This is a genomic window from Microvirga sp. P4_A5 (assembly GCF_056402495.1).
The window spans coordinates 1-14,139 of the sequence record NZ_JBFUHH010000105.1; the positions used below are offsets into that span (position 1 = coordinate 1).

At 63.5% G+C, this 14,139-nt stretch carries 12 protein-coding genes, 3 tRNA genes and 1 pseudogene; 3 read left to right on the top strand and 13 right to left on the bottom strand.

The annotated features are described in order from the left end of the window. The 12 genes and pseudogenes from AC1DVM_RS19605 to AC1DVM_RS19660 all read right to left on the bottom strand — a co-directional run. Nucleotides 1–489 (bottom strand): NADH-quinone oxidoreductase subunit C (locus tag AC1DVM_RS19605; protein ID WP_477257203.1); only part of this gene is annotated, 489 nt, incomplete at its 3' end. Between the two features lie 14 nt (nucleotides 490–503). Next, entirely contained in the window at nucleotides 504–1,091 is a 588-nt protein-coding gene (locus AC1DVM_RS19610) for a NuoB/complex I 20 kDa subunit family protein (RefSeq protein ID WP_477257205.1), read from the bottom strand. Beyond that, nucleotides 1,082–1,447: an NADH-quinone oxidoreductase subunit A gene (locus AC1DVM_RS19615; protein ID WP_477257207.1), complete on the bottom strand. Its 366-nt coding sequence runs from the start codon at nucleotides 1,445–1,447 to the stop codon at nucleotides 1,082–1,084. Before AC1DVM_RS19615 ends, AC1DVM_RS19610 begins: the two co-directional genes overlap by 10 nt. Before the next feature lie 169 nt (nucleotides 1,448–1,616). After that, a pseudogene (locus AC1DVM_RS19620) lies at nucleotides 1,617–2,089 on the bottom strand (low affinity iron permease family protein). Between the two features lie 129 nt (nucleotides 2,090–2,218). Beyond that, nucleotides 2,219–2,295: transfer RNA gene (locus AC1DVM_RS19625), tRNA-Asp, on the bottom strand. A gap of 330 nt (nucleotides 2,296–2,625) precedes the next feature. Then, nucleotides 2,626–2,701 (bottom strand) — tRNA-Val (locus tag AC1DVM_RS19630). 157 nt (nucleotides 2,702–2,858) lie between these two features. Further along, nucleotides 2,859–3,137: an HU family DNA-binding protein gene (locus AC1DVM_RS19635; RefSeq protein ID WP_477257209.1), complete on the bottom strand. Its 279-nt coding sequence runs from the start codon at nucleotides 3,135–3,137 to the stop codon at nucleotides 2,859–2,861. Between the two features lie 197 nt (nucleotides 3,138–3,334). Further along, a complete protein-coding gene (lon, locus tag AC1DVM_RS19640) occupies nucleotides 3,335–5,764 on the bottom strand; it encodes an endopeptidase La (protein ID WP_477257211.1) in 2,430 nt (809 codons plus the stop codon). Between the two features lie 222 nt (nucleotides 5,765–5,986). Beyond that, the gene (gene clpX, locus AC1DVM_RS19645) at nucleotides 5,987–7,255 is read right to left on the bottom strand and encodes an ATP-dependent Clp protease ATP-binding subunit ClpX (protein ID WP_477257213.1); all 1,269 of its coding nucleotides are present in this window, start codon (nucleotides 7,253–7,255) and stop codon (nucleotides 5,987–5,989) included. Nucleotides 7,256–7,479: 224 nt separating this feature from the next. Further along, nucleotides 7,480–8,112 carry an ATP-dependent Clp protease proteolytic subunit gene (locus AC1DVM_RS19650; RefSeq protein ID WP_477257215.1) on the bottom strand — a complete coding sequence of 211 codons (633 nt, stop codon included), beginning with the start codon at nucleotides 8,110–8,112 and terminating at the stop codon, nucleotides 7,480–7,482. A 77-nt stretch (nucleotides 8,113–8,189) separates the two neighbouring features. Continuing rightward, nucleotides 8,190–9,599: a trigger factor gene (tig, locus tag AC1DVM_RS19655; RefSeq protein WP_477257225.1), complete on the bottom strand. Its 1,410-nt coding sequence runs from the start codon at nucleotides 9,597–9,599 to the stop codon at nucleotides 8,190–8,192. A 112-nt stretch (nucleotides 9,600–9,711) separates the two neighbouring features. After that, nucleotides 9,712–9,796: transfer RNA gene (locus tag AC1DVM_RS19660), tRNA-Leu, on the bottom strand. A 205-nt stretch (nucleotides 9,797–10,001) separates the two neighbouring features. Here AC1DVM_RS19660 and AC1DVM_RS19665 point away from each other — a divergent pair. Next, nucleotides 10,002–11,345, top strand: a complete 1,344-nt coding sequence (locus AC1DVM_RS19665) for a multicopper oxidase family protein (RefSeq protein ID WP_477257217.1) — start codon at nucleotides 10,002–10,004, stop codon at nucleotides 11,343–11,345. On the opposite strand, the gene AC1DVM_RS19670 is transcribed toward AC1DVM_RS19665, so the two are convergent. Then, entirely contained in the window at nucleotides 11,338–12,825 is a 1,488-nt protein-coding gene (locus tag AC1DVM_RS19670; RefSeq protein ID WP_477257219.1) for an NAD(P)H-hydrate dehydratase, read from the bottom strand. The genes AC1DVM_RS19665 and AC1DVM_RS19670 overlap by 8 nt on opposite strands. 178 nt (nucleotides 12,826–13,003) lie before the next feature. Between AC1DVM_RS19670 and AC1DVM_RS19675 the strand changes: the two genes are divergently transcribed. Both AC1DVM_RS19675 and AC1DVM_RS19680 read left to right on the top strand, forming a co-directional pair. Beyond that, a complete protein-coding gene (locus tag AC1DVM_RS19675) occupies nucleotides 13,004–13,342 on the top strand; it encodes a P-II family nitrogen regulator (RefSeq protein WP_477257221.1) in 339 nt (112 codons plus the stop codon). Between the two features lie 64 nt (nucleotides 13,343–13,406). Then, nucleotides 13,407–14,139: glutamine synthetase beta-grasp domain-containing protein (locus AC1DVM_RS19680; protein ID WP_477257223.1), on the top strand; the 733-nt coding region annotated here is incomplete at its 3' end.

Below are 14,139 nucleotides of genomic sequence, written 5' to 3' on the forward strand. Positions count from 1 at the left end.
CTTCTGTGCGTCGTCGTAGCGAACCTCGACGTAGCCTGTGAGCGGGAAATCCTTGCGCAGGGGATAACCCTCGAAACCGTAATCGGTGAGGATGCGGCGCAAGTCGGGATGCCCCGAGAACAGGATGCCATAGAGATCGTACGCCTCGCGCTCGAACCAGTTCGCGGCCGGGAAAATGTCGAGGATCGAGGGGACCGGCGTCACCTCGTCGGTCTCGGCCTTGAGGCGGATGCGATGGTTCAGGTGCGGCGAGAGCAGATGGTAGACCACGTCGAAACGCTTCTCGCGGCCCGGATAATCGACGCCTGCGATATCGAGGAACGAGATGAAGCGGCACTGTGGATCGTCGCGAAGGAACGCCACGACGCGCAGGATCTCGTCGGCGCGCACCACGACCGTCAGCTCGTCATAGGCGATCGCGCTCGCGGTGACGGCGTCGCCAAGCGACGAGGCGACGTGATCGGCAAGAGCCTGGAGTTCAGCAGACATGCCCTGGTCCTCGCTCAACGCTCGATGGTGCCGGTGCGGCGAATCTTCTTCTGAAGAAGGAGAACACCGTAGAGCAGCGCCTCGGCCGTTGGCGGGCAGCCGGGAACGTAAATGTCGACGGGCACGATGCGGTCGCAGCCGCGCACCACCGAATAGGAATAATGGTAATAGCCGCCGCCATTGGCGCAGGATCCCATGGAGATCACGTAGCGCGGCTCCGGCATCTGGTCGTAGACCTTGCGCAGCGCGGGCGCCATCTTGTTGGTGAGCGTGCCGGCGACGATCATCACGTCGGATTGGCGCGGGGATGCGCGCGGCGCGAAGCCGAACCGCTCCACGTCATAACGCGGCATCGACATCTGCATCATCTCGACGGCGCAGCAGGCAAGACCGAAGGTCATCCACATGAGCGAGCCCGTGCGCGCCCAATTCACCAGGTCCTCCGTCGAGGTGACGAGGAAGCCCTTGTCCGCGAGCTCGTCCTTGAYGGACAGGAAATAGGGATCGGCGGCGCCGATGGGTTGTCCGGTTGCCGGATCGACCGCGCCCACGGGTTCCGGGGCGATCAGGGTGCCGGTGTGCGGATTAGCGATCAATCCCATTCGAGGGCGCCCTTCTTCCATTCGTACACAAAGCCGACCGTCAGAACGGCCAGGAAGATCATCATGGAGGCGAAGCCGAACCAGCCGAGGCCGCCGAACACGATCGCCCAGGGGAACAGGAAGGCGACTTCGAGGTCGAAGATGATGAACAGGATGGCCACCAGATAGAACCGCACGTCGAACTTCATGCGGGCATCGTCGAAAGCATTGAACCCACACTCGTAGGCCGAAAGCTTCTCACTGTCGGGGCGGCTGTAGGCGACGATGAAGGGCGCCACGAGCAGCGCCATTCCGATCAGGAGCGAGACGCCGATGAAGATCACGAGAGGCAGGTAGTCGGCGAGGAGATTCGTCATACGACACCTAAGAAACGAAGCGAGGCGAAAAGCCTGCGACAAGCCATGCATTTAAGCCGCGGGGGCCCGTTTTGTAGGCCCTGCGACAAACCAAGGATTGCGCGCGAGGCTTAGCCGAGTTCCCCTGCCCTGACAAGTGTTTGGAGCGCGGGGGCAGAACCCTTCCAAACTAGGTTTTTGCCGGGCGTTCGCGGTTTCGGGCCCGGCGCTCCGAGAGCTTGTCGGCGGTTTCCCGGTCGCCTTCGCTTTTAGCCCGCGCTTCCGCCTCGGCGAGGATCGCGTCGAGCTCCTCCTGCGTCAGGTGCTCGATCCCAACGAACACGTTGCGCGAGTTGCTGGCACGGATCAGCTCGTCAAGCTCGCCTGCATGGCGGCCCCGTCACGATTCTGGGTGTTCTGGATCAGGAAGACCATCAGGAACGTGATGATCGTTGTGCCGGTATTGATGATCAGCTGCCAGGTGTCGCTGTAGCCGAAGATCGGGCCGCTGAACGCCCAGGCCACGATGATCCCCACGCAGATCGCAAAGGTCACGGGCTTTCCCGCCGCATGGGCGACCGCGTTGGAAACGTGGGTGAAAAAACTTGGCAACCGACATGCCGCCTTCAGGCAAATCACACCTGAGAGTATAACGCCGAGCATGGCGAAAAGGTCGAGGAGGCCATTGTCGGTGAACGAAAAATGCCCCGGCCGAATGGGGAAACCCGCGCGCTGACAGCGCCCGCGCCCGCGCGGCGCAGCAATTCCAATTGTATGTTTTGGGGGATGAAATGGCGCGGGTGACGGGGCTCGAACCCGCGACCTCCGGCGTGACAGGCCGGCACTCTAACCAACTGAGCTACACCCGCGTGGGTGACCGCCGAAGCGGTGTGGGGGCGGTGTAAGGGGGCCTCCGACCCCTGTCAAGCGTTCCGTGTGTTTCGGTCGCGAAAACCTTCTGGCAGGCCGCTGTGGCATCCCGAAGGCCCTCGAACGGGCAGCGCCGCCTGTGTGAAAACCGGCATCGTCCGAGGTCGAATTCTCAGCCCGCGTGCAGGCGAAATGACACGGGCAGGCCGAAGGGCGAACGCGAACGACGGGGACTCGCGCGCAGACTCACGGACCGCGTGCGGAGGGTGCTGTGTCGGCACTTTCGGACCTGCCGCCGCGATCCGTGCCGGTCGCCGCTCCTGGCGGAATGGTGGGCGGTGACGGGCTCGAACCGCCGACCCTCTCGGTGTAAACGAGATGCTCTACCAACTGAGCTAACCGCCCGTGCCGCGCCCGCCCGGCGAGAAGGCCGGATGCTCCGCGTTTGGAGCCATGGAAACGCTTGGCATTTCACATAACTTCGCGCTTCACATAAAAAGAGAAGGCCGACAACGCAAGCGTCGTCAGCCTTCTTCTCGTCAAAAGCTCGCGAAAAACGCGATTACTTGTTGTTGACGGCGTCCTTCAGACCCGCACCTGCGCGGAACTTGGGGGTCTTGGAGGCCGGAACCTTGACCTTTTCGCCGGTGCGCGGGTTACGCGCTTCGCCGGCGGCGCGGTTCGTGACGACGAAGGTCCCGAAGCCGACGATCTTCACCTCGTCACCCTTCTTCAGGGCGCCGGTGATCACCTCGATGGCGGCGTCGATAGCCTCGCCGGCCTGGCCGCGAGACAGATTGACCTTGTCAGCGACAGCCGCAACGAGCTCGCCTTTATTCATCCTGATATCCTCCAGTGATCACGTGGGCATCGTAACAAATGTGCCAACGTTTCAGGGACCCTCGTGTGGCGCAATCCCCTTCGGCGCGCAACCCCCGTGGCGAGRGGAATCGGCGGTTTTTCCTAACCGAGGCGCAAAAAAGGCCCCCGGATTGGTGATCCGGGGGCCGATTTGAGCAAACTTCCGTAACGGCAGGACTAGTGGGCGATAACGCCCGCCTGGTCCTCCTCCGCCACGGCGGGAGCCGGCGTCTTGGGCGGCGGCGGCTCATCCCATTCGATGGGCGTCGGCATCCGCACCAGGGCATGCTGGAGGACTTGATCCATGCGCGAGACCGGCACGATTTCGAGCCCGTTCTTCACGCTGGCGGGGATGTCCACCAGGTCCTTGGCGTTGTCCTCGGGGATCAGCACCTTCTTGATGCCACCCCGGAGGGCAGCGAGGAGCTTCTCTTTCAGACCGCCGATCGGCAGAACCCGTCCGCGAAGCGTCACCTCGCCGGTCATCGCGATATCCCGACGAACCGGAATGCCCGTGATGACGGAGACGATGGCCGTACCCATGGCGATACCCGCCGAAGGCCCATCCTTGGGCGTCGCGCCTTCCGGCACGTGCACGTGGATGTCACGACGATCGAACATCGGCGGCTCGACGCCGAAATCGAGAGCGCGCGACCGGACATAGGAGGCCGCCGCGGAGATCGATTCCTTCATGACGTCCCGCAGGTTGCCGGTGACGGTCATCTTGCCCTTGCCCGGCATCATGATGCCTTCGATGGTCAGGAGTTCGCCGCCGACTTCCGTCCAGGCCAGGCCCGTCACCGCGCCGACCATGTCCTCCGTCTCGACCTCGCCGTAGCGATAGCGCGGCGGACCGAGATAATCGGGCAGGTTCTGCGCCGTCACCGCCACAGTCTTGACCTTGGAGATAAGGATCTCCTTGACGGCCTTGCGGTTCAGGTTCGCGATCTCACGCTCGAGGTTACGCACGCCCGCTTCTCGGGTGTAGCGCCGGATGAGCATGAGCAGCCCCTCGTCGTCGATCGACCATTCGGACGGCGCGAGGCCGTGCTTCCGGGTGGCCGACGGGATGAGGTGCGTGCGGGCAATCTCGGCCTTCTCTTCCTCGGTGTAACCCGCGATGCGGATGACCTCCATACGGTCGAGAAGCGGCGCCGGGATGTTCAGCGTGTTGGCGGTCGTGATGAACATCACGTTGGACAGGTCGTAATCGACCTCCAGGTAATGGTCGTTGAACGCCTTGTTCTGCTCAGGGTCGAGAACCTCGAGCAACGCCGCCGACGGATCGCCGCGGAAGTCCATGCCCATCTTGTCGATCTCGTCGAGCAGGATGAGCGGGTTGGACGTCTTGGCCTTGCGCATCGACTGGATGATCTTGCCGGGCATCGAGCCGATATAGGTCCGCCGGTGACCGCGGATCTCGGATTCGTCACGCACGCCGCCGAGCGAAATGCGGATGAACTCGCGACCCGTCGCCTTGGCGATCGACTTGCCGAGCGAGGTCTTGCCGACGCCGGGAGGTCCGACGAGGCAGAGGATCGGGCCGGTCAGCTTGTTGGCGCGCTGCTGCACGGCGAGATACTCGACGATGCGCTCCTTCACCTTGTCGAGACCGTAATGATCGGAATCGAGCAGGTGCTGAGCCGCGCCCAGGTCCTTCTTCATCTTGGAACGCTTGTTCCACGGGATGCTCAGGATCCAGTCGAGATAGTTGCGCACCACGGTGGCTTCCGCCGACATGGGCGACATCTGCCGCAGCTTCTTCAGCTCGTTCAGGGCCTTGTCGCGGGCCTCCTTCGTGAGCTTGGTCTTCTCGATCTTATCCTCGAGCTCGGCCAACTCGTCGCGACCCTCGTCGTCGCCGAGCTCCTTCTGGATCGCCTTCATCTGCTCGTTGAGATAATATTCGCGCTGCGTCTTCTCCATCTGCCGCTTGACGCGGGTCCGGATCCGCTTCTCGACCTGCAGCACGGAGATTTCGCTCTCCATGAGGCCGAGAACCTTCTCGAGACGGGCAGCGACCGTCGGGATTTCGAGGATCGCCTGCTTGTCGGCGATCTTGATGGCGAGATGCGACGCGATGGTGTCCGCGAGCTTGGCCGGCTCGTCGAGCTGGGTCACGGCGGACACAACCTCGGGCGAGACCTTCTTGTTGAGCTTCACGTAGTTTTCGAACTCGGAGACGACCGAGCGGGCGAGAGCCTCGGCCTCGATCTGGTCGCCGAGGGCGTCGGGAAGCGCTTCGGCTTCCGCCTCGTAATATTCATCGGTCCGGGTGTAATTCTTCACCTGCGCGCGGCTCTGGCCCTCGACCAGCACCTTCACTGTGCCGTCCGGGAGTTTGAGGAGCTGCAGCACGCTGGCGAGCGTTCCGACCTTGTAGATCGCATCGGTGGCCGGATCGTCATCCGTCGCATCGATCTGGGTGGCCAGAAGAATGTGACGGTCCCCCTTGACCACTTCCTCGAGCGCGCGGATCGACTTCTCGCGGCCGACGAAGAGCGGCACGATCATATGCGGGAAGACGACGATGTCGCGCAGAGGCAGAACCGCGTAGGTTCCGGTCGAGCCCGGGACGACGGGCTGACGTGGCTTTGCTTGTGTCATGAAACGACATCCTTTCGACAGCGTCCGCGAGGCGCCTCACATGAGCGCGCCTGAGGACGGATAACCGGAACGCTCAAGCTGTTTTTATTCGCTGCTTCCGGTACTCGGCGCCACCCCTCCCCATGAGCTGGCAGCGACCGTGCAATCACAAATGTGGAGCGGGCGGCACAATGTTTCAAGAACCGTGATACCCCCGCCGCCACCTCAAAAAAAGCAACGCACCTATGCGCTGGCGCTCGCAGCCTGYTCGCCGCGATCGCCATGAATGAAGAGCGGCTTTGCCTTGCCCTCGATGACCTCGGGACCGATGACGACCTGTTCGACCGAATCGAGACCCGGCAGGTCGTACATGGTCTCCAGCAGGATCCCTTCCATGATGGACCGCAATCCGCGGGCGCCGGTTTTACGCTCGATGGCCTTGCGGGCGATCATCGACAGGGCTTCGTCCTGGAACGTCAGGTTGACGTTCTCCATCTCGAACAGGCGCTGATACTGCTTCACCAGGGCGTTCTTGGGCTCCTGCAGGATCTTCTTGAGGGCGTCCTCATCGAGATCCTCGAGGGTCGCCAGAACCGGCAGGCGGCCGACGAATTCCGGAATCAGGCCGAACTTCAGCAAGTCTTCCGGCTCGACGGCCCGGAAGATCTCGCCCGTGCGGCGATCGTCCGGCGCCTCGACCGACGCTCCGAAGCCGATGGACGTGCCCTTGCCGCGGCTCGAGATGATCCGCTCCAGCCCGGAGAACGCGCCGCCGCAGATGAAGAGGATGTTAGTGGTGTCGACCTGCAGGAATTCCTGCTGGGGGTGCTTGCGCCCGCCTTGCGGCGGCACCGACGCGACCGTGCCTTCCATGATCTTCAAGAGGGCCTGCTGGACGCCCTCGCCCGAAACGTCGCGGGTGATCGAGGGATTGTCCGACTTGCGGGAGATCTTGTCGATTTCGTCGATATAGACGATGCCGCGCTGCGCCCGCTCGACATTGTAGTCGGAAGCCTGGAGCAGCTTGWGGATGATGTTCTCGACGTCCTCGCCCACATAGCCCGCYTCGGTCAGGGTCGTCGCATCCGCCATGGTGAACGGCACGTCGAGGATCCGCGCCAGSGTCTGGGCGAGCAGSGTCTTGCCCGAGCCGGTCGGGCCGATGAGCAGGATGTTGGACTTCGMCAGTTCGACGTCGTTGTGTTTGGTCGCGTGGGCCAGGCGCTTGTAATGGTTGTGAACGGCGACCGACAGCACCTTCTTGGCGTGCTCCTGGCCGATCACGTAATCGTCGAGAACGTGGCTGATCTCCTTCGGGGTCGGCACACCATCGCGCGATTTCACGAGGGAGGATTTCGACTCCTCCCGGATGATGTCCATGCACAGCTCGACGCACTCATCGCAGATGAAAACCGTCGGGCCGGCGATCAGTTTACGAACCTCGTGCTGGCTCTTGCCGCAAAAGGAGCAGTAGAGCGTGCTCTTGGAGTCGCCGCCGCCAGCTTTGGTCATTATCATATCTCCAACCGGAGTAGGTCCGGCACGCGCCTTCCCCACCCCCTCTAAGTTTAGGCGCGTCGGAACTAATGAAAGGTTCCGACGCCAAAATAACAGGCTCTCAAATCCCTTGTTTCACGCTTCTCATGCAAACACGCAAAGGAAGCGCGATCAATAGGAACGGAGGAGCACGCCAAAAAGACGCACCGCTGAGCTTATTGTCCCCAGCTTTTGTCCGGTCAGAGCTGCGGGGCCGCAGTCTCGGGGCGCTTGCTAAGGACCTGATCGATAATACCGAATTCCTGCGCCGCCTCGGCCGTCATGAAGTTGTCGCGCTCGAGCGCCTGCTCGACCGCCGCGATGTCGCGCCCGGTATGCTTCACGTAGATTTCATTGAGCCGGCGCTTCAGGGCTTCGCTCTCGCGAGCGTGAATCATGATGTCGGTGACCTGGCCTTGATAGCCGCCGGAGGGCTGGTGGACCATGATTCGCGCGTTGGACAGGGCAAACCGCTGTCCGGCCTCACCGGCGCAGAGAAGCAGGGAGCCCATCGAGGCGGCCTGCCCGACGCAGAGGGTGGAAACCGGGCAGCGGATGAACTGCATCGTGTCGTAGATCGACAGGCCCGACGTCACCACCCCGCCCGGGGAGTTGATGTAGAAGGAGATTTCCTTCTTGGGGTTGTCGGCCTCGAGGAACAGGAGCTGCGCCACGATCAGCGAGGCCGTGTAATCTTCAACCGGCCCGGTGAGGAAGATAATCCGCTCCCGCAGGAGGCGCGAATAGATGTCGAACGCGCGTTCGCCGCGGTTCGACTGCTCGACCACCATGGGCACAAGCGTGTTTGCGTAGAGGGCGACCGGGTCTCTCATCGTCTCACTGCTCCAAAGTCGACCGCGCAAAATGCGCGGCCGTCAAAATGATGCAAGCGCGAGACGCCGGGATAGCGCTACTCGCTCTTGCTGGCTTTCTTTCCGCCCTTGCCCTTCGCGTTCGAAGCCGGTTTGGAGCCTTCCTCCTCGCCGTCCTCGTCGCTGAAAAGGGCTTCCTTGGTCACGGTCTCGTCGACCACCTTCACCTGCGTGAGGATCTGGTCGACCACCTTTTCCTCGAACAGGGGTGCCCGGATCTCGGCAAGGGCCTGCGGGTTCTTCCGGTAGAAGTCCCACACCTGCTTTTCCTGACCCGGATACTGGCGGACCCGCTCGACGAGAGCCTGCGTGACCTCGTCGTCGGAAATCTTGATATCGGACTTCTCACCGATCTGCGCAAGGACCAACCCAAGCCGTACACGACGCTCTGCGATCCGACGATAATCGGCCCGCGCTTCTTCCTCGGTGGTGTCCTCGTCCGCGAAAGTGCGGTTGTTGGACTTCATGTCGCCTTCGACCTGGGCCCAGACCGCTGCGAATTCCTGTTCGACCAGGCTCGGGGGAAGCTCGAAATCGTACTTGGCGTCGAGGGCGTCGAGCAGCTCCTTCTTCACCTTGCGGCGCGACTGGGTGTCGAAATCGCGCTGCACGGCGCCACGGATGGCGTCCTTCAGCTTGTCCAGCGATTCCATGCCGAAGCCCTTGGCGAGCTCGTCGTCGATCACCAATTCGCCCGGCGCCTCGACTTCCTTGACGGTCACGTCGAACTCGGCGGCCTTGCCGGCGAGATGTGGCGCCAGATAGTTCTCGGGGAACGAGACCTTCACCAGCTTGGTGTCGCCGGCCTTGACGCCGACGAGCTGGTCCTCGAAGCCCGGGATGAAGGTGTTCGAACCGAGCTCGACCCGGATGTCCTGGCCGTTTCCGCCTTCGAATTCGGTGCCGTCGATGCGTCCGACGAAATCGACCACGACGCGGTCGCCGTCAGCGGCCTTGCCCTTCTTGGGCTCGAAAGCGCGGTTCTGCTTGGCCATGCGCTCAAGCGATTCGGTCACTTCGGTCTCGGCCACCTCGACGACCGGCTTCTTCACCGACACCTCCTTGAGATCCACCAGATCGAACACCGGCAGCACTTCGAGCGCGACGGTGAAGGCCAGATCGCCCTTGGCGTCCATGGCCTTCTCGATCTCGTCCTTGTCCTCGGGGAATTGGACGTGCGGCTCGAAGGCGAGCTTCAGGCTGTTGTCCTCGACGATCTTGCGGTTGGCCTCGTTGACGGCGTTCTGCACGACGTCGCCCATGACCGAGCGGCCATAAACCCGACGCAGGTGCCCGACCGGCACCTTGCCGGGGCGGAACCCGTTGATCTTCACCCGGTCCTTGAGAGTCGCCAGCTCGTCGTTGAGCCGCTTCTCCAACTCCGTTGCCGGGAGCACGACCTTGAATTCCCGCTTCAAGCCTTGGGACAGAGTTTCCGTCACCTGCATGGTTCTAACCGCCTTCATTCTCGAAAAAATCTGCGACCCGGGCCGCGATCGCCGCAGCACGCTGCACACGACCGGGCCGGCGGGCCCATCCGGAAACCAACCCTGACGGGATTGGTGCGGGCGGRGGGACTCGAACCCCCACGACTTTCGCCGCTGGTACCTAAAACCAGTGCGTCTACCAATTCCGCCACGCCCGCGCGGGAGGCGGCGCGACACGCGCCCCTCGTCCGGGACGGGCGCTCTATACCACGCTCTTCAACGGGTGCATCAAAAAACTTCGTGTCGTTACGCCACGATATCAAGGCCGCCGAGCCGGCTTGCAGAGCGCGGCGGCACTTGGCCGCTGCCCTTCCAGGATGTAGGCCGGGACAACGATTTGCTCACGCCTGAAGGGCCGCCCTCATGATCACCCGACGCGCCGCGACTGCCGGCATCGCGACCGCCCTGGCGGGCCTCACCTTTCGGGCCCGGGCGCAATCCGCGCCCGGTGACCCCAAGGGACAAGGGCTCGCCCGCGAGCTGACCGCCGGGCCATCACCCCGGCGCCTCCGCACCGGCGACAGCAAGGATGCCGATGTCTGGGCCCTCGACGGCACGCTGGCGCCCGCCCTGCGGATCAAGCACGGGTCCGAACTGCGGCTCGCCGTGAAAAACGACACGTCTCTTCCGCTGTCCCTGCACTTTCACGGGGTCCGTGGACCCAACGCCATGGACGGCGTCGGCGGCTTGACCCAGGCACCAACCCTGCCGGGTGGCCGGTTCGAATATCGCCTCACCCCACCTGATGCCGGCACCTATCTCATCCGTCCGTGCCTGACAGGCGGCAGCGCGGAGCCGCTGGAACGCGGTCTGTCGGGGCTCCTGATCGTGGAGGAACAGGAGCCGCCGGCGGTGGATCGCGACGAGCCGATCCTCATCGACGATTGGCGGCTGGAGGACGACGGCTCCCTCTCGCCCTTCGCGCCGGAACCCGCCGGCCGGCTGGGCAACTGGCTCAGCGTCAACGGAAAGGCGGCTCCATTGAGGATCGAGGCGAGACCGGGAAGCCGCATCCGCCTGCGATTGGCCAATGCCTCCAATGCCCGGATCATGCGCCTGCGCTTCGACGGGCTCAAACCCTACGTGGCGGCGATCGACAGCCAACCCACGGACACCTTCGAGCCCCTGCGCTCCTCCCTGCCCTTTGCGCCGGGCACCCGCTACGACGTCATTCTCGACCTGCCGGACGAAGCCGGCGCTACCGGTGCCGTGTCTGCCGCGATCGGGGACGGCATACCTCTGGTGGAACTGGTGGCAGCGGGGGAAAAGGCCCCTGCGCGCGACGCGATCCGGCCGATCCCGCCCAACAAGAAGCTTCCCGAGACGATCAAGCTTCAGAACGCAAGCCGCAAGGACCTGATCATCAAGGGCGGCGCCGAGGGAGCGAAGGCGCCCTGGACCATCAATGGAATGCCGGGCGATGCCGGAGCGCCAATCCTCAAGGTAAAGCGTGGCACACCCGTGGTTCTCGCGCTCAATAACCAGACCGACATGGTCCAGCCGATGCATCTCCACGGCCACGCCTTTCGGCTGCTCCATGGGCTCGACGACGGTTGGGAGCCGTATTTCCTCGACACCTTGCAGGTGCCGGAGCGTCGGACCGCCCGGATCGCCTTCGTGGCTGACAATCCCGGCAAGTGGCTCCTGGCTTCGACCGTCGCGGAACGCTTCGATGCGGGCTTGTGGACCTGGATTGAGGTTACTTGAGAAGCCTCTGAAGAATATGGGGAATCAGTTCCGGGAGATCCTCCGAGATCAGCCCCGGCCCGAAGGCGGAGCCCGCCTCCGCGTGGATCCACACACCGGCGGCCGCGGCCTCGAACGCCGGCAGATGCTGCGCCATGAGCCCGGCGATGATTCCGCACAGGACATCGCCGGACCCCGCGGTACCGAGGTATGGCGTGCCGTTGCCGCTGAGGGCGGCCCGGCCGTCCGGGGCGGCGATCACCGTGTCGGCGCCTTTCAGCACCGTCACCGCCCCCAGATAGGCGGCGGCCCGTCGTGCGCGTTCGATTTTCGACGGCGGATCAAGGATATCCGGGTGGCCTTTGAACAAGCGTTTGAATTCGCCGTCATGGGGCGTGATGACCGTGGGGGCCGATCGGAAGCCCTGGTGCAACTCCGACGCCAGCCCCTCGAAGGACGTCAGCGCGTCCGCATCGAGAACCAGACGCCGCCGCGCCTGGGCCGCGACCGCCACCATGGCGCGGGTCACCGGGCTCACTCCTAGGGCCGGACCAACGACCAGCGCGTTCAATCTCTCGTCCGCGAGAATCGCATGCAGCCCTTCGGCGCCCTCGCAGCCTCGCAGCATGATCGCGGTGAGGTTGGCCGCGTTGACGCCCAGCGCCTCAGGCGGGGACGCTATCGTGACGACCCCCGCGCCGATCCGGAGCGCGGCCCGCGCCGCCAGCCGGGCAGCGCCCGTCCGCGTCGCGCCACCGGATGCCACCAGCACATGGCCGCGGTCATATTTGTGCGAATCGAGCGAAGGCCGGGGTAACGCCGCATTCCACAGAGCGGGGCCATTCAGGTGGAGGCGGGCGCCAGATGRCCGCAGATCGTCCGGGCCCACTCCGATCTCGGCGAGAATCACATCGCCCGCGAAGGCGCGACCGGGTATCAGCACGTGGCCCGGCTTTCGCGCCGCGAATGTCACGGTGCGGGTCGCCCTGATGGCGATGCCCCTCACCGCTCCGGTCTCCCCATCGATCCCGGACGGCAGGTCCACGGCCAGAACGGGCTTTCCGGTCATGTTGGACTTTTCGATCGCGGCTTTGGCCGACCCCTCGATGTCGCGCGACAGCCCTCCGCCGAACAGCGCGTCGATGACCAGATCCGCCTGTGACAGGTCGGCATTTTCGACCGGCGCCATCGAATGCGGCCAGTCCTTTGCGACGATCGCGGCGTCGCCGTAGAGGGCTTCGCGCCGGCCCAGCAGGAACAGGGACACCGCATAGCCTTCCGCGAGCAGGAGCGTCGCCGCGACAATGCCGTCGCCGCCGTTCTGGCCCGGTCCGGCGAGGACCACGATGCGGGATCCCCTCGCCGCCATCTCCCGTGCGGTGGCCGCGACCGCTACTCCGGCATTGCGCATGAGGACGACGCTTGGCGTGCCCGAGCGCACCGCCGACAAATCCGCCTTCTTCATCTCCGAGGGCGTCAAAAGCAGTTCGGGCTGGATCATCGGATCACTCTTGCGCTGAAATGCACCGTCGAGACCTCAAAATTTGCAAGTGCACAAACTTTAGCCACAACATGCCTCGCAAGACGGCAAGACTCGCCGTTTCGCGAACATGACTCCGTAGAAGCCCACGTTTTCTGGTGCTAAAAGCGGCAAATCCTCGAATGAGAGCGGTTATCGGATGAAAAAGATCGAAGCCATCATCAAGCCCTTCAAGCTCGATGAAGTCAAAGAAGCGCTCCAGGAAGTGGGCCTCCAGGGCATCACGGTGATCGAAGCCAAGGGCTTCGGCCGCCAGAAGGGCCACACCGAATTGTATCGGGGTGCCGAATACGTGGTCGATTTCCTGCCGAAGGTGAAACTCGAAATCGTTCTCGCCGACGATCTCGTCGAGGCCGCCATCGAGGCGATCCGCAAGGCGGCTCAGACCGGCCGCATCGGCGACGGCAAGATTTTCGTTTCGACGGTCGAAGAGGCCGTCCGAATCCGAACCGGCGAGACAGGATCCGACGCGATCTGACTCGCTTTCTTCAACCACGGCTTTCAGCCGGGTAATTCTCTAGGGCAGAAGGGACTACACGATCATGCAGACCGCCAAGGATGTGCTGAAGGCGATCAAGGACAACGACATCAAGTATGTCGATTTCCGTTTTACCGACCCGCGCGGCAAGTGGCAGCACGTGACCTTCGACGTCTCGATCGTCGACGAGGAAGCGTTCGCCGACGGCGTGATGTTCGACGGATCTTCGATCGCCGGCTGGAAGGCGATCAACGAATCCGACATGACCCTCATGCCCGATCCGACCACGGCGCAATTCGACCCCTTCTTCTCCGCCTCGACCCTTTCGATCGTCTGCGACATTCTCGATCCGGCGACCGGCGAGCCCTATAACCGCGACCCTCGCGGCATCTCCAAGAAGGCCGAAGCGTATATGAAGTCGACCGGCATCGGCGACACCGTCTATGTCGGCCCCGAAGCCGAGTTCTTCGTGTTCGACGACGTGAAGTTCATGTCGGACCCCTACAACACCGGTTTCAAGCTCGATTCGTCCGAGCTGCCGACGAACGGCGACAGGGATTACGAAGGCGGAAACCTCGGCCACCGCATCCCCATGAAGGGCGGCTATTTCCCCGTCCCGCCGCTCGACTCGGCCCAGGACATGCGCGGCGAAATGCTCGCCGCCATGGCGGCGATGGGCGTGAAGGTCGAGAAGCACCATCACGAGGTCGCCTCCGCGCAGCACGAACTCGGCGTGAAGTTCGACACCCTGACCCACATGGGCGACCAGATGCAGATCTACAAATACTGCATCCACA